We start from the raw sequence: 14,806 nt of genomic DNA, 5'->3' as shown, positions 1-14,806 counted from the left end.
TGCGTCTTTTTCTGCCTTTTTTCACTTTTTATTTGATTTTGTTCTATGAATACGCCACGGTTACACTCGGACACCATTGAAACGGTTAAAGAACGTGCCGATATTGTCGATATTGTCTCGGAAAGGGTGGTCTTGCGAAGACGGGGAAAAGATTATTTGGGTTTATGTCCTTTTCACGAGGAAAAAACCCCCAGTTTCAGTGTTAGTCCTGCCAAGCAAATGTACTATTGTTTTGGCTGCGGTGCGGGGGGAAATGCGGTCAAGTTTCTGATGGAGGCGGGTAAGCAGTCTTTTGCGGATGTGGTGTTGGGTTTGGCGCAACGCTATCAGGTTCCGGTGAAAACTCAAGACCCCGAGGAGTATCGGGAGTTTCAGCGCCAATTAACTCTGAAGGAGCAATTGTATGAAATTTTGGCGGTGGCGGGGAGTTTTTATCAACACGCTTTGCGTCAACCGCAAGGGGAGATGGCGTTAACTTATCTACAAGAAAAGCGTTTATTTTCTGAGGGGACGATCCAATCTTTTCAGTTGGGGTATTCCCCGGCGGGGTGGGAAACCCTCTATCGGTATTTGGTGGAGGCGAAACGCTATTCGGTGTTGTTGGTGGAACAAGCGGGGTTAATTCGCAAGCGCAAAACTGGGGAAGGTTATTATGATTATTTTCGCGATCGCCTTATGATTCCCATTCACGATCTTCAGGGAAAAATCATCGGGTTTGGGAGTCGTACTTTGGGGAATGATGAGCCAAAATATCTCAATTCTCCGGAAACGGAGGTGTTTAGTAAGGGGAAAACTTTATTTGCTCTGGATAAGGCTAAATCGGCGATCGCCAAACAGGATCGGGTGGTGGTTGTAGAGGGTTATTTTGATGCGATCGCTCTTCATGCAGTGGGAATTGATTATACGGTGGCGGCTTTGGGGACGGCGTTTTCTCAGGAACAATTGCGATCGCTTTCTCGCTATACGGAATCGAAACAAGTTATCTTTAATTTTGATGCGGATACAGCCGGAATGAAGGCGACTCAACGGGCAATTGCAGAGATCGAAAAGTTAGTTTATTCGGGACAAGTACAGTTAAGAGTTTTAAATTTACCCGAGGGAAAAGATGCGGATGAATTTCTCAAATCAAGAGATGATGCTCTAGAGGTTTATCAAGAACAATTAAACAATGCGCCTTTATGGTTAGATTGGCAAATTCAGCAATTGGTGCAAGGAGAAGATTTAAAGAAAGCCGATCGCTTTGAAAGGGTTTCTAAGGAGATGATTAAATTACTCGCTAAAATTGAAGATAGCAATCAACGCACTCATTATGTTCAAGATTGTGCAGAAATATTGAGTCAAGGAGATGGACGATTAACGCCTGTTTATAACAAGAATCTCTCGGGTAAACTGGAAAGATTGCGAAAAAGTATTCAACGCAATAAAGGCAAACAAAATAAGGGCGATCTTGATACTAAAGCCGCATCTATTACAATTCAACCACAATCAGAACAGCATCTCCTCAAACAGGCAGAAGCATTATTATTAATGATTTATTTGCATTGTTCAGCCTATCGGGAAATTATTATCAATGCTTTAGAAGAAAAAGACCTGATTTTTAGTTTACCACAACATCGATTTTTATGGCAAAAAATAATCGAAATTTATGCAGAGAATGAAAAGAATCTGATTGCAAAACTCCAAGATCTCAGTAGAGAATTCCCGGAACAAATCACAAAAATTGGGCATTTATTTCATTTAACAGAAACTCAAGCCAACGATCTTATTTTGCGAGTTCCTATGTTAATTAGAGCCGCGATCGCCGCTTTGGAAAAGGTGACTTATGAGAAGAATATCAACTACTGTTTAGCACAATGGAAGAATCTCGATCTTTCTAATGACTTGGAGAAAATGCAATATCTTTCACAAGAGATACAAAATGCTAAACAAAAAATAGCTGAACTCGAAAAAGAGCGTTATTTTTCTATTTTCGATTTAATTGAATAGAATAGGAATTGTTTCAGAAAATACATGAAAATTCTCATAAAACAATGGATAAGAATATTCCTTTATCTTTTCTCTGGAACTATCAGCATTATTCTGTTAACTTACGGTATTTTATTATTAAAACGATCGCCTCGATCGCCATACCAAGAACAACTTTTTCAAGGCATTGCTTATCAGCGCATTCCTCATTCTCAACCGCGTCCTTTTCTCGTTCATGTTGTGACCATCGATTTAACTGTACCAGGAGTTAAAGTGTTAGTAACACCGGGATCTCCCGCTAAAGATGGGAATGAATTTAACGCGCAAACAACAGGAGATTTTCTTAAAACCCATCAATTGCAACTGGCGATTAATGGTAGCTATTTTCAACCATTTTATACCAAACATCCTTTAGATTTTTATCCGAAAAGCGGCGATCGCGTTAATGTTTTAGGTCAATCTATTTCTGACGGGATCGCTTATTCTTCCCCCCAAGGAGGTTGGAATGTCCTCTGTTTTTCCCCCCAAAACCGCGCAACCATAGAAAGCGATCGCTGTCCTCCCGATACTCTGCAAGGGTTAGCAGGAGGCTATATTCTCATCTTAGAGGGAAAACCCGCACGTCAGTATCAAGGGCGAGAATTAACCGATTTATATCCTCGCATGGCTGTAGGAGTCGATCGCCAAGGCCAAAAACTCTGGATCGTGGCGATCGATGGTCGTCAGCCCTTTTATAGTGAGGGAGTCACATTTCCCGAACTCACTAAAATTTTACTAGAATTGGGCAGCGATCGCGCTCTAATTTTAGATGGCGGTGGATCTGCTACTTTAGTGGTTGAAAAAGAAGGGGAAATGCGATCGCTCAATACCCCCATACATACGCGCATTCCCCTACGTCAGCGACCCGTTGCTAACCACCTCGGTTTTTATGCAAAAGTGTTGAATGATAGAAAATCATTATCTAGATCGAAAAACTAAATATTTTCTTTCTATAAAGCAAGAATCCAAAAAATATGTAATTTCCTTTCTTTTCCCTCTTCTCAAGTCATGCGATCGCAGAACAAAATTAAGGTAGACTTTCGGGATCGATACCGAGTTGTATGAGGCGATCGAGTAATTGTTGATTTTTCTTTCGTTCCTCCTCTAAAGCCGCTTGAGTTTGTTCTTTTTCTAGTCGTTCGCGATCGCGTTCGTTTTCAGCTAAAATCGCTCGTTGTTGTTCAAGATCGGCTCTTTGTTTTTGGAGATCGCGTTGTTCGACAACTTCAACAAAATCGACAAAGCGATCGCCATCAGGATGAAATAAAACCAAATCTCCTTCACTTGTAGCAAATCTTATCCCCAAAAGCGGACTTCTCCATCCTGACATTTGAGCAATTTCTTCTAATTTTCCCCCTTTTCTCAACCATCCTTGCAGCCGATTCTTTTTTGGATTGTAAAGGTAATATTCCTCAATTCCATGCTCTTGATAAAACTTAAACTTGGTCTCCATATCCTTCTTCTTGTTACCGGGAGAAAGGATCTCAAACGCTACTTGCGGGGCGATATTGTCCTCCTCCCATTGCAGATAAGAACCTCGCTCTCCCTTGGGTCGTCCGAAAACCACCATCACATCGGGAGCTTGCTTTTTCGGTTTCTTTTGCGCTCGAATCTCTGATTGGGTCAACTGAACCGGATACCATAATAAATCGGCAGCGATAAAAACATCATCTCTGTCCTTAAACAAAGCATCAAGACCACCTTTAATGGTGAAAATTAAACGTAATTGAATTGTATTATCAGCCAAGGGTTTACCGTCGCTATCGGGATAGAGAAGTTCGTCTTCGATGGTAGGAGGAGAAAGTTGTTGTACCATGACCTCAAAGAAAGAATCAATACACTTGACTCCATTATACAGGCGGTGCGACCCCGCGTCGTCGAAATCTTCCAGAGTTTGAGTTTTGCCCCAATCAAGAAGTAATATCAAATCCGCATGAATACTGTCATTAAAAATCTAGGGAGCGTCTCGCTCCCACTACGATAATATTCAATTATTACAGTAGTGCGGGCATCTTGCCCGCTTGTTATACCCATTAACCGGATGTGATATAACATTTGCGTTGGATAAAGTGAGATTTGCGTAACCCAAACTGAGGTTAACAAACCTTTCTTAATCCACAAGCCAATTTTTTGCCCGTTCTACCGCCCGCAACCAAACTTGAAAGCCTTCTTGTGCTTGGGTTTGTCCCTCCCCTGGGGTAAAAGTGCGATCGATCTCTCGCTTGGCGATAACACTTTCATAACTCTCCCAAAAGCCGATCGCCAGTCCCGCCCCAAAAGCAGCCCCCTGCGCCGTAGCATCTTGAACCGCAGGACGTTCCACAGGAATCCCCAAAATATCCGCTTGAAACTGCATTAAAAAGTCGTTTTTCGATCCCCCGCCATCCACCTTTAAAAGAGAAACAGGTTTAGCACCATCTTTATTCATGGCTTCTACCGCTTCTTTAACCTGATAAGCAATAGATTCTAAAACCGATCGCACGATATGTTCTCGCTTTACTCCTCCCGTAATCCCTTGAAAAGAGCCCCTGGCATTCATATCCCAATGGGGAGCCCCTAAACCGCTTAATGCTGGCACGAAGTAGACCCCATTATTATCCCCTGCTTGACGTGCCAAAGCGTCTGTTTCCGACGCAGATTGAATCAAGTTCAATCCATCTCGCAACCACTGAATACTGGCTCCTGTGGTGAACATAGCTGCTTCTAGGGCGTACTTTGTTTCTGTCTCCGTTGTCCATGCCACAGTAGAGAGAAGACGATTGTGCGATCGCGTTAGTTCTGTCCCCGCTTGGGCGACTAAAAAACAGCCCGTCCCATAGGTGCATTTAAGCAAGCCAGGGCGATCGCATCCATGCGCGAATAAAGCCGCTTGTTGATCCCCAAAAATAGCGGTAACGGGAATTTCTGCCCCAAATAAATCCAAATCCGTGCGCCCAAATTCTCCCATTGAGGGTTTAATTTCTGGCATAATGTGTGAGGGAATGCCGAATAAATCTAATAAAGTCAGATCCCAAGTCCCAGAGGCCAAATTCATCAACATTGTCCGACTGGCATTACTGCGATCGGTGGCGTGAACTTTACCTCCTGTCAGATTCCATAATACCCAAGTATCAACAGTTCCCGCCAAAACATTTTCCATATTGACATCAGGCTGTTCTGTTTTCAGCCAGTCCAATAACCAGGCCAATTTTGTTGCGGAAAAGTAAGCATCTAAAACAAGTCCCGTTTTTTCTTGAATCTCTTCCGCTTTGCCTTGTTTTCTGAGTTCGTTACATAAAGAAGTAGTGCGTCGATCCTGCCAAACGATCGCCTTATGAAAAGGTTTTCCTGTAGTTTTATCCCATAGCAAACAGGTTTCTCGCTGTACTGTCAAGCCGATCGCACCAACTTGGGAAAATTTCGTATCCGTATCGATCAGCACCTTCTCGGTCATTTCTCGAGTATCCCGCCAAATTTCCATCCCATCATGTTCTAACCAGCCAGGATGGGGATAATATTGGGGTAATTCTTTATAGGCTTGACTGACGACATTACCATCTCGATTGAAGAGAATAGCGCGGTTTCCTGTCGTTCCTAAGTCAAGGGCGAGAATGTATTCTGGAGTTGTACTCATAACCAATGGATTATCAATTTTCACTTAGCAATAATTCATTATCAAGCATCGATCGCCCTCCTCTGACTGTAATGATAAGATTATTCATATTTTCCTGCGGCGATCGCGTTTAACCCATTGCAAATTCTGTAAATTGTCGTTTATACGGGGAATGAAATCCCAACACGATATCTTGTTTGGGAACACCTGCTTCTAAGAGTTCATTCGCAATGCCGATCTCTGTTCCATCTCTTTGAACCCAAATGAAATTTTCTTTAATATCAACATGAATAACGATCCCATAAACTCGCTTTCGTTGCTGCGTCCAGCCAATATGTAATACTTGATAATGATGTCGTTCGGTATCAAAAAGTAATTGAATTTCTGTACCATTAGCAAGATCGTTAGCAGAATGATTTTTTAAGATATCTTGAACTAATTGGGGATAGTTTACTCTTTCCATAACCGGATTTCCTCCATAACAGCATCAAAAATCAATAATTTAACTTGATATTCCTGCAATGCGCTTTGAATAAATTGTCGAGTGAAAAAATCTTCGTAAGTCTCAATTTCGATTGCTAGATATAGTTTACGATCCATTTCTTTTTTTTTCAAGGCTAACCGATAATTGAGGGTTTGCCCTATTTTCCAGTGAATTTAAGCCCTTGTGCGAACTCTTTCTAGAGCATGAAAAAAGCTCGGTATATCGTGACTCCACTGGGGTAAGATTAATGTTATCAGGATTTCTTCGAGAGTATTGAACCAACCAGCCGCGATCGCCAGCCCAAAAAAGCCTCCCGTTTGCCCAAAGCCAAATAAAGCCGCGATCGCCAGACCCAAGGTAATGCCCCAGAGTTTAGCAGAATAGCCGTGATAGCTGGGCATTTTGCCATATTTGAGCAGATTAAGGGCAAATAATGCCAATTGTGCGAAAAGCAAGCTGGAGAGAGGTATCAAGAAAGGAGAGATTAAAGGAGAGTAAAGGTGAAGCGCACTGATGGCTATGCAGCCATAAAGAGATAAATCCGCCCAACTGTCAGCTTGTCGGAGTTGAGGGGTGCTAATTTTGAGGCGACGGGCAATGATCCCATCGAAAATATCCGAGAGGAAAGCCACAGAAAAACCAACCAGAAACCACGGTGAAGCACTACCATCTAAGGCATCTGCTAACAGTAAAGGGGCAATGAGAAATCGCAGTGCAATTAAAAGAGAAGGAATGGTTTTCACGGTTGAATTGATAGGAGAACAATCTCACTATGAGGGAATTTTCGGGAGTTGATATCGGCGATCGGTCAGTTTATAAAACCGTCATTCTGGAAAGATTTGATTGTATTGGTTTGAGGAAGAATTTGCGGTCAAGAATGAGTGACAGTTGCAGAATTGAACGTTTTTCAATTATATTTTACGGGTGCATCTCAAAATTTGGAGCAGGCGCACCGCGTAGCATTCCTTCTGTACTCAAATCCTCATCAATGTCTTCCCAGTGAATACCATAACCTCCTCCACAAATTTCCCAATTTTCTCGTTGTTTTGGAATTGCATTAAATAATCTCGGATACCAGACAAGAGGAACTGAAATCGTGCGTCCATCCATCAAATCTACTGTAATTGTTTCATCAGTAATGCGAACTTCTTTAACTCTCTCGTCCGCTTGAGTTGCCAAAATACCCATGCCAAGCCTCCAATAATTCCTCTTGATTGTCTTGTACTAAAGATTGTAGTTGTCGCAATTCTTTAGCACTAAACCCGATATTATTAGCCAAACTAACAGAATCGAGCCAAAATTTTGCAGATGAGCGATCGCGATCGATATGTATATGTGGTGGTTCGTTTGGTTCATGACTATAAAAGTAGAAACGATAAGGACCGATTCTTAGAACAGTTGGCATAACTTTAGTTTATCTCAAAATCAAGCATTAATTTTACTCTCAAATTTCGATCGCGATCTGGAGAATATTATTTTAAAACCTGCTTTAAATAGACTCCTGTATAAGAACTTTCACATTCAGCAATAGTTTCTGGAGTTCCTTCGGCAAGAATTTCTCCCCCTTTATCTCCTCCTTCTGGACCCAAATCGATAATCCAGTCTGCACAGCGTAGCACATCTAAATTATGTTCGATGACTAAAATAGAGTTGCCTTTATCCACTAAACGTTGCAAAACATTCAATAAATGATGCACGTCGTAAAAAGATAAACCTGTTGTCGGTTCATCAATTAAGTATAACGTTTTTCCTGTGGCGCGACGAGATAATTCTGAGGCTAATTTCACCCGTTGCGCTTCTCCTCCTGATAGAGTTGGTGCAGGTTGACCCAATTTTACATAACCTAAACCGACATCGACTAAAGTTTGTAAGCGACCAGCAGCCCGAGGGATATTTTGAAATATATTTAAGGCTTCTTCAACGCTCATATTTAAAACATCGGCGATGGAATATCCTTTATATTTTACTTGCAGTGTTTCTCGATTGTAGCGCTCTCCTTTACACACTTCACACTGCACGTAAACATCAGGAAGAAAGTTCATTTCAATTACATTTACACCTTGTCCACTACAGGCTTCGCAGCGTCCTCCTTTGACATTAAAAGAAAAGCGGCCTTGTTTATAACCCCGTGCTTTTGCTTCTATTGTTTCCGCAAAAATAGCACGAATGCGATCGAAAATTCCCGTATAAGTTGCCGCATTTGAACGCGGTGTGCGACCAATGGGATCTTGATCGATCACAATGACTTTATCAACGCCATTGATGCCTTTTAATGAGTTTAAATTAGGAGGAAAAGGAACTTTTTTAAAGAGCTTATGTTTGAGGGCAGGATAAAGTAATTCATTGAGTAAGGTTGATTTACCAGAACCGGAAACTCCCGTGATGCAAACTAACTTTCCGAGGGGAATAGTGACATCAATATTTTGCAGGTTATTATGATGACAATTGGTTAAAATTAGGGAGCGTCCATTGCCTTTTCTGCGTTCTTCTGGAGTGGCGATCGCCTTCCGTCCCGATAAATATGCTCCAGTTAGCGATCGCTCATTTTCAAGTAAGGTTTGAAAGTCTCCCTGACAGACAATTTCTCCCCCATGAAGTCCGGCTTTTGGTCCAATATCAACTAAATAATCAGCGTTACGAATGGTATCTTCGTCATGTTCGACAACAATCAAAGTATTGCCTAAGTCTCGCAGTTTTTTCAGAGTTTTTAAAAGGCGATCGTTGTCTCGTTGGTGCAAGCCAATACTAGGTTCATCTAAAACATACAATACTCCTGTTAATCCTGCACCAATTTGCGTGGCGAGGCGAATGCGTTGTGCTTCTCCTCCTGATAGGGTCATTGCTGCGCGATCGAGGGTTAAATAGTCTAAGCCGACATCTAGGAGAAATTGCAAGCGTTGTTTAATTTCTTTGAGTGCTAATTCGCCAATTAAGGCTTGACGTTGGGTTAAATTTAAGGTATTAATTCTCTCTAGGGCTTCGTGAATAGAAATGCTAGTTAAATCGTTAACATTGTACTGTCCCAAGCGCACGGAAAGGGCTTCTGGTTTGAGACGTTTTCCTTGGCAAGTTTCGCAGGTTTGAAAGACAATATATTGCTCTAGTTTTTGTTTAATTGCTTCTGAGTTGGTATCTTGATAATTGCGTTCTAAGTTATTTAAAATTCCTGAGAATTTGCGATAATAACCTTCCTCGCGATCATTTTCTGATTCAATCAATATCGGTTCTTCGCAACCTTGCAGGAGAATATTTTTCTGTTCTTGAGTGAGTTTCTGCCAAGGGGTTTGTAATTCAAATCCATAGGCTTGTCCGATACTATATAAAAGGGAGAGATAGTAGGAATTATCTTTTTCTGACCAAGGGGCGATCGCGCTGTAGAGAGGTTGGGTTGCATCGGGAACCACCAGTTCGGGGGAAAAAGTTCTCATACTGCCGATGCCATGACAGTGAGGACAAGCGCCATAAGGTGAGTTAAATGAGAAAAAACGCGGGGAAAGTTCGTCCATGACTGCACCGTGTTCCGGACAGGCAAAGTTTTCCGAAAAGATGATTTCTTGGGGTTTTTCCTTATCGTCTTGCGGCTGTAGGGCAACAATTACCGTCCCTTCAGAACGCTTGAGACTGGTGGCGAGGGAGTCTGTGAGGCGTTCTTGAATATCGGGCTTTTTAATCAGGCGATCGATGACAATCTCGATATTGTGAGTATTGTTTTTGTTTAATTCGATCGCATCTGTTAGTTCCCTAACTTCTCCATTAACTCTTATTCTCACAAAACCTTCAGAAGCAAGACCAGAAAGTAGTTTTTTGTGAGTTCCTTTTTTGCCGCGAACCACGGGGGCCAGAATTTGAAAGCGGGTGCGATCGGGGAGTTCCATAATGCGATCGCACATCTCATCGATACTTTGAGGGGCAATGCTGCGATCGCAGTGGGGACAGTGGGGTTCTCCTGCACGTCCGAATAATAGCCGCAAATAGTCGTAAATTTCCGTTACGGTGCCGACGGTGGATCGGGGGTTATGGGAGGTGGATTTTTGGTCGATGGAAATAGCGGGACTCAACCCCTCGATCGCATCTACGTCGGGTTTGTCCAATTGTCCCAAAAATTGCCGCGCATAGGCACTGAGAGACTCTACATAACGTCGCTGTCCTTCGGCGAAGATGGTATCGAAAGCGAGGGAAGATTTCCCGGATCCCGATACTCCCGTGAAGACAATGAGGCGATCGCGAGGCAGATCAAGGTCAATATTCTTGAGGTTATGCTGTCTTGCACCCCGAATGCGAATCGTGTTGCGAGAGTCGGGTTCATTTTCGAGGGTGGGTAGGCGATCGGACAGGTCAAGGGGTTGAGACATCAGCAGGTTTCGTAACAGACCTTAACAATTCTAGCGTTGTTAGAGTCTATCAAGTATTACCAACCGGTCCCTCCTCCTCAATTCTTTGCCAAACTTTGACGATGCCATCATCTCCTCCACTAGCGAGAATTTCCCCCCGATCGCCAAAGGCCACAATATTAACGCGATCGCACCGACCATCAAATAGAGCCAGTTTCTGACCTGTTTCTACATCCCAAAGAGTAATCCTGCGATGACTTGTACCACTAACCAGAATTTTACCATCGGGACTAAAAGCGAGAGAATAGACTTGAGAGAGAACATTAATATTGCGAATTTCTTGACGATCGCTATTCCAGAAACGAATATGGCGATCGCTGCCTCCACTGGCTAATATTGTGCCATCCCTATTGTAGGCGATCGCATAAATTTTTCCCCCAGGGGCAATATTACCGATTTTTTCTCCCTCTTTTACGTTCCAAAATTTAATCGTGCCGTCGTGACTGCTACTAACAAGGGTTGTGCCATCGAGACTATAAGCGATCGCGTTGACCCAATCCCAATGACCTTGTAGCATTCGCAAAACCTTTTGACTGCCCAGATCCCAGAGTTTAATGGTTTTATCGTAACTCCCACTAGCGAGGGTTTTGCCGTGAGGACTAAAGGCGATCGCCACCACGGGGGCAGAATGACCCTGCAAATTGGCAATTTCTGCCCTTGTTTCTACTTGCCAGAGTTTAAGTGTGCCATCGGTGCTGCTGCTGGCTAACTGCTGGCCATCCGGACTAAAAGCCAAGCCGGAGATCGCATCGCTGTGTCCGGTGAAAGTGTCGATCGCTTCCCCCGTGGCCAAATCCCAAATTTGTAAACTATGGTCACTGCCTGGACTGACTAATATTTTGCCGTTTGGGGCGATGGCTAGGGCTTCAACTCCCTCCGTATTACCGGCAAATTCCCAAATACATTCCCATTGTTGCGTTAACTCGGAAGCGGTTTCTGGGGTGGTAACGCGATCAAAAATATTTTTAATCGAGGCTCCAAATTCCCACAAATTCTCACTAATTCCCCGAATACCTCCTTCAAGTTCATAGCCGAGATCGTCTAAGGGAGGTTGCTGGGGGGTTGAGGGTTCTGTTTCTGGGCTATTTTTAGGGTCTTCTGGAATAGGAGAGGCTTCTGGAGGGGTAAAGGCTTCTCGACGGTATTCTTGCGGTACTGAGGGGGGAAGATGTTCTGGAGTGGCGCTTTTGGGGATATTTGCCGCTATTTCGGGGAGAATATCGAGACGTTTCTGAATGCGGGCGATCTCGACTTGTAATTCCTGGGTTTTAGAGTCGATGGTGAGATCGGGTTGGGATAATTGTTCAATGTACTGTTGAATCTCCGCTACGGTTTGGTGTAGTTGTTCTACTTGTTCTGCGATCGCACTCTCGAAAGTTGGCGATGATTCTCTCGTTAAATGGAGGGGATTTTGTTGTAAATTGGCGATCGCATTTTGCAATTCTTGAATTTGTTCGGGTAAGGGAAAGTTTTCCGGTGGAGTCAAGGGGCGATCGAGAGAGGCAATATCTTGTTTTAATGTGGCAATGGTTGCGTTAATGGCAACAATTTCGCTTTCGATTTGTTGGGGGAGTTGTTGCGTTGTTATTTCGAGAGAATTAATTTTCTGTTGTAAATTGGCGATCGCCTCTTGCAGTGGGGGGAAATCTTCGGGCAGTTTTTCAACAGTGGCGATCGCGGTTTGTAAAGCCGTAAATTGTCCTTGAATGTCTACATTTTTTTCGCGATTAGACTCTTCGAGTTGTGCTTGACGTTCGCGAATCGGGGACAGTCTCTGTTCCACTGAGGCGATCGACTCGGCTAATTCCTGCAAACGTTTCTGCACCTCGATATTGGGTTCTTCTGCCGCATTTTCTAAGCGATCTTGACGTTCGATCGCCGTAGTTAATTGGTATTGAATACTTGCCCAATCTTCGGCTTTAATTTGGGTTCTAATCTGTTCTTCAACCATCTGTTTTCGCTGCCACAGATTCAAACCTACGGCTAGAGTCAGAGGAGTTGCTGCATAAACCATCCGTTCTGTCAATAGAGCAACGATCGTTCCCGATACAGACATGGCGATCGCCAGATATTCACCGATCTCAATCCATTGAGCTTTTTTCATTTTTTTAATTGTCTGTTCCCTAATTTCATTGTAGCGATCGCATCACTAATTTTTCAAATTCTTGCAACTTTTCAGCATAATCGTCCCCTGCAACCCAAAAAAGATCGTTATGAGTTGCCCCTTCTACCCAAAACGATAATTTAGGTTCGGGTGCCGCAGCAAATAATTTTTGACCGTGGGAAAAAGGAATAGTGTTATCTTCCATACCATGAACGATCAATACAGGAACTTTAATTTGTTTGATTTTATCGAGATTGCGAAACTTATCGAAAGGCAGTAAAGGAAAAGGCACAACAACGCGAAAGACTTGAGTAAAGGTGCTTTCTAAAATTATGCCCCCAACCGGTTTTCGTGTTGCTAAATTCAGAGTGGGACCACCTCCCACCGATCGCCCAAAGAGAAGAATGCGATCGGGAGAAATACCAATTTTTTCAGTGAGATAAGTATAAGCAATTTCAATTTCTTCGTAGGTATTGCGTTCGCTGGCTTTCCCTTCGCTAGTTCCATAACCGCGATAATCGTAGGCAAAAACATTGAACCCGATCGCTTGGAAAAACTCTAAAACTGGCCGAATTTCCCCCAAATCTTCAGCATTTCCGTGAGAGTAGAGCAAGGTATATTGAGCATTAGGATTGGGGAGATAAAGCCCTGAGAACTTTTCTTGGTTGCTCGTAGAAAGTTTGAGAATATCCTCATCATCAGTATAACTCGCAGGTTGCGGCACAAAAATCATGCGATCGGCAACAAAAAATACATAAAGTGCGAAAAAAATATAAATAAATAGTAGCGAATTAATCATGCGCTTAAAAGTAAATTCACCAATTAGTAATTTTCTGATTTGTTTCTGATCCATGTTGAAGAGAAGAAAAGAAAAGAATAGGCAACAGATCGACAATCTTATCGTAACAACCATTCAGCTTTGTACAGAGAATTCTTCGGGATCTATATCCCAATTAACCCATGCGATCGCCTCTCTCGCAGAGGTCATACTTGGAGGAACCCGCAACGCATGACAATAATTTGTACTCGGGCAAATCATTTTTAATAAATAAATTGGCTCAATGTCAATAGTTGAATTAATTCTTAACAAACTATATTCTCGCCACTCATCCATTTTTTCTGCGTTTAATTCAAGGCACAGTCTTTCATAACCAATTCCTTGTAATAAAACTCGCCGCAGTTCCATATTTTCTTCCGATAATAACCAGTCAGATTTCCATTGAGAGGGAAATAATTTTCCATATTTTTCGGGCAGTTTTACACCATGATAAGCATAAGTAGAAAACCCATCGCTAAACTGTACAGCAGGTTTTCCCTCTCCATGTAAGCGATAATCCTCATCAATAGAGAGAAGGGGAGGGCGATCGAGAATTAATAGCATTTTGTCATAACAGCCAAACCAGCTACATCCTTGAACTAAAGATTGAAATAATAACCAAGTTGCCGAATTGTGGCGACAATTTAATACTGAAATACAATAGTCATATAAACTGGCACGAGCAAAAGGACTTCCTAAATTAATAAATCTGAGCTTAGGTGTTTTTTGCAGAGTTTCTGGTTCTGTTGTCACTAAATCCCAAAATCGAGCCGTTTCTTTAAAATAATGTAAAGAGAGTTTTAACCAAATATGTTGGGCAATTTGACCTTGTAATTGTCGTTCTAGCCGATCCCACAACATATATAAACGAAATCCCCAAGTTCTTGGAGTGGGTCGTAAGTAATAGGAAAGACTGACAGGACTATCGCAAAAAATTAGCTTGGGAAAAGGCTTTTTTAACGTATCGCAAGTTGCTTGAATTGTATTTTTGATTTGGAGGCGATCGCAAGGAGTGACAGAGAGGGAGATTTTACGCCATTTCTCTTGATAGGTAGCAATTTGTGCAGTTTGTTCCGGTGTCAGTTTGTAAATAAGGTCAAGTTCTCTAACTTGTACAGTATCTTTCCATGTTTTTATGATTTCAAGTAAATTCATGACAGAACAAGTAAGAAGCGATTAATTTATCAAATTGGGGGAGGCCACTGAAACCCCATCCGTCTACAGGGTGGGGCAATTCATCAGAAAAATTGGGTAGAAACCCCGTCCTTATAGGACGGCTTTACATTGAATAAACGTAACCATCTTTTTTGTGAATTATCTGGCAATATTTGTGGTTAATACCTTGTATTAATCCATTTGGGGTAGAAATGTTAAAACTTCCTGTTGAACGTACTGCAATACGACCAAGATAATT

The 14,806-nt window shown here is 42.4% G+C and carries 13 protein-coding genes and 1 pseudogene; 2 read left to right on the top strand and 12 right to left on the bottom strand.

From position 1 onward, the window contains the following. Nucleotides 1-45: 45 nt before the first annotated feature. The gene (gene dnaG / locus JUI58_RS04350; RefSeq protein WP_204102524.1) at nucleotides 46-1,986 is read left to right on the top strand and encodes a DNA primase; all 1,941 of its coding nucleotides are present in this window, start codon (nucleotides 46-48) and stop codon (nucleotides 1,984-1,986) included. Nucleotides 1,987-2,010: 24 nt separating this feature from the next. After that, nucleotides 2,011-2,943, top strand: coding sequence for a phosphodiester glycosidase family protein (locus tag JUI58_RS04345; RefSeq protein WP_204102523.1), 933 nt, complete (start codon nucleotides 2,011-2,013; stop codon nucleotides 2,941-2,943). Between the two features lie 88 nt (nucleotides 2,944-3,031). Here the strand turns inward: JUI58_RS04345 and JUI58_RS04340 are convergent, their stop codons facing one another. From JUI58_RS04340 to JUI58_RS27595, 12 genes and pseudogenes are all read right to left on the bottom strand, one after another. Then, nucleotides 3,032-3,820, bottom strand: a complete 789-nt coding sequence (locus tag JUI58_RS04340) for a Uma2 family endonuclease (RefSeq protein ID WP_204102522.1) — start codon at nucleotides 3,818-3,820, stop codon at nucleotides 3,032-3,034. Between the two features lie 294 nt (nucleotides 3,821-4,114). Beyond that, nucleotides 4,115-5,617: a glycerol kinase GlpK gene (gene glpK, locus JUI58_RS04335; protein ID WP_204102521.1), complete on the bottom strand. Its 1,503-nt coding sequence runs from the start codon at nucleotides 5,615-5,617 to the stop codon at nucleotides 4,115-4,117. Between the two features lie 109 nt (nucleotides 5,618-5,726). Further along, a complete protein-coding gene (locus JUI58_RS04330) occupies nucleotides 5,727-6,059 on the bottom strand; it encodes a XisI protein (protein ID WP_204102520.1) in 333 nt (110 codons plus the stop codon). After that, entirely contained in the window at nucleotides 6,047-6,241 is a 195-nt protein-coding gene (locus JUI58_RS04325; protein WP_348539831.1) for an element excision factor XisH family protein, read from the bottom strand. Before JUI58_RS04325 ends, JUI58_RS04330 begins: the two co-directional genes overlap by 13 nt. Before the next feature lie 12 nt (nucleotides 6,242-6,253). Further along, nucleotides 6,254-6,823: a CDP-alcohol phosphatidyltransferase family protein gene (locus tag JUI58_RS04320; RefSeq protein WP_204102518.1), complete on the bottom strand. Its 570-nt coding sequence runs from the start codon at nucleotides 6,821-6,823 to the stop codon at nucleotides 6,254-6,256. Between the two features lie 175 nt (nucleotides 6,824-6,998). After that, nucleotides 6,999-7,268 carry a DUF2442 domain-containing protein gene (locus tag JUI58_RS04315; RefSeq protein ID WP_204102517.1) on the bottom strand — a complete coding sequence of 90 codons (270 nt, stop codon included), beginning with the start codon at nucleotides 7,266-7,268 and terminating at the stop codon, nucleotides 6,999-7,001. After that, nucleotides 7,231-7,485 carry a DUF4160 domain-containing protein gene (locus JUI58_RS04310; protein WP_204102516.1) on the bottom strand — a complete coding sequence of 85 codons (255 nt, stop codon included), beginning with the start codon at nucleotides 7,483-7,485 and terminating at the stop codon, nucleotides 7,231-7,233. Before JUI58_RS04310 ends, JUI58_RS04315 begins: the two co-directional genes overlap by 38 nt. Nucleotides 7,486-7,552: 67 nt before the next feature. Beyond that, nucleotides 7,553-10,432, bottom strand: a complete 2,880-nt coding sequence (gene uvrA / locus JUI58_RS04305; protein ID WP_204102515.1) for an excinuclease ABC subunit UvrA — start codon at nucleotides 10,430-10,432, stop codon at nucleotides 7,553-7,555. Between the two features lie 49 nt (nucleotides 10,433-10,481). After that, on the bottom strand, nucleotides 10,482-12,575 hold the full coding sequence (locus JUI58_RS04300) for a WD40 repeat domain-containing protein (RefSeq protein ID WP_204102514.1): 2,094 nt from the start codon (nucleotides 12,573-12,575) through the stop codon (nucleotides 10,482-10,484). Between the two features lie 25 nt (nucleotides 12,576-12,600). Then, nucleotides 12,601-13,428, bottom strand: a complete 828-nt coding sequence (locus JUI58_RS04295; RefSeq protein WP_204102513.1) for an alpha/beta hydrolase — start codon at nucleotides 13,426-13,428, stop codon at nucleotides 12,601-12,603. Between the two features lie 60 nt (nucleotides 13,429-13,488). Continuing rightward, nucleotides 13,489-14,547: a DUF6745 domain-containing protein gene (locus JUI58_RS04290; protein WP_204102512.1), complete on the bottom strand. Its 1,059-nt coding sequence runs from the start codon at nucleotides 14,545-14,547 to the stop codon at nucleotides 13,489-13,491. A 124-nt stretch (nucleotides 14,548-14,671) separates the two neighbouring features. Then, a pseudogene (locus tag JUI58_RS27595) lies at nucleotides 14,672-14,806 on the bottom strand (HNH endonuclease); the annotation flags it as partial.

This window comes from Spirulina sp. CCY15215, from assembly GCF_016888125.1.
Lineage (GTDB): Bacteria > Cyanobacteriota > Cyanobacteriia > Cyanobacteriales > Spirulinaceae > CCY15215.
This window is presented reverse-complemented; position numbering and strand designations above follow the sequence as displayed.

Coding starts and splice junctions, on each gene's coding strand:
- JUI58_RS04310 (WP_204102516.1), bottom strand. CDS start 7,485: ATGCCAACTGTTCTAAGAATCGGTCCTTATCGTTTCTACTTTTATAGT.
- dnaG (WP_204102524.1), top strand. CDS start 46: ATGAATACGCCACGGTTACACTCGGACACCATTGAAACGGTTAAAGAA.
- uvrA (WP_204102515.1), bottom strand. CDS start 10,432: ATGTCTCAACCCCTTGACCTGTCCGATCGCCTACCCACCCTCGAAAAT.
- glpK (WP_204102521.1), bottom strand. CDS start 5,617: ATGAGTACAACTCCAGAATACATTCTCGCCCTTGACTTAGGAACGACA.
- JUI58_RS04345 (WP_204102523.1), top strand. CDS start 2,011: ATGAAAATTCTCATAAAACAATGGATAAGAATATTCCTTTATCTTTTC.
- JUI58_RS04340 (WP_204102522.1), bottom strand. CDS start 3,820: ATGGTACAACAACTTTCTCCTCCTACCATCGAAGACGAACTTCTCTAT.
- JUI58_RS04290 (WP_204102512.1), bottom strand. CDS start 14,547: ATGAATTTACTTGAAATCATAAAAACATGGAAAGATACTGTACAAGTT.
- JUI58_RS04330 (WP_204102520.1), bottom strand. CDS start 6,059: ATGGAAAGAGTAAACTATCCCCAATTAGTTCAAGATATCTTAAAAAAT.
- JUI58_RS04300 (WP_204102514.1), bottom strand. CDS start 12,575: ATGAAAAAAGCTCAATGGATTGAGATCGGTGAATATCTGGCGATCGCC.
- JUI58_RS04295 (WP_204102513.1), bottom strand. CDS start 13,428: ATGGATCAGAAACAAATCAGAAAATTACTAATTGGTGAATTTACTTTT.
- JUI58_RS04315 (WP_204102517.1), bottom strand. CDS start 7,268: ATGGGTATTTTGGCAACTCAAGCGGACGAGAGAGTTAAAGAAGTTCGC.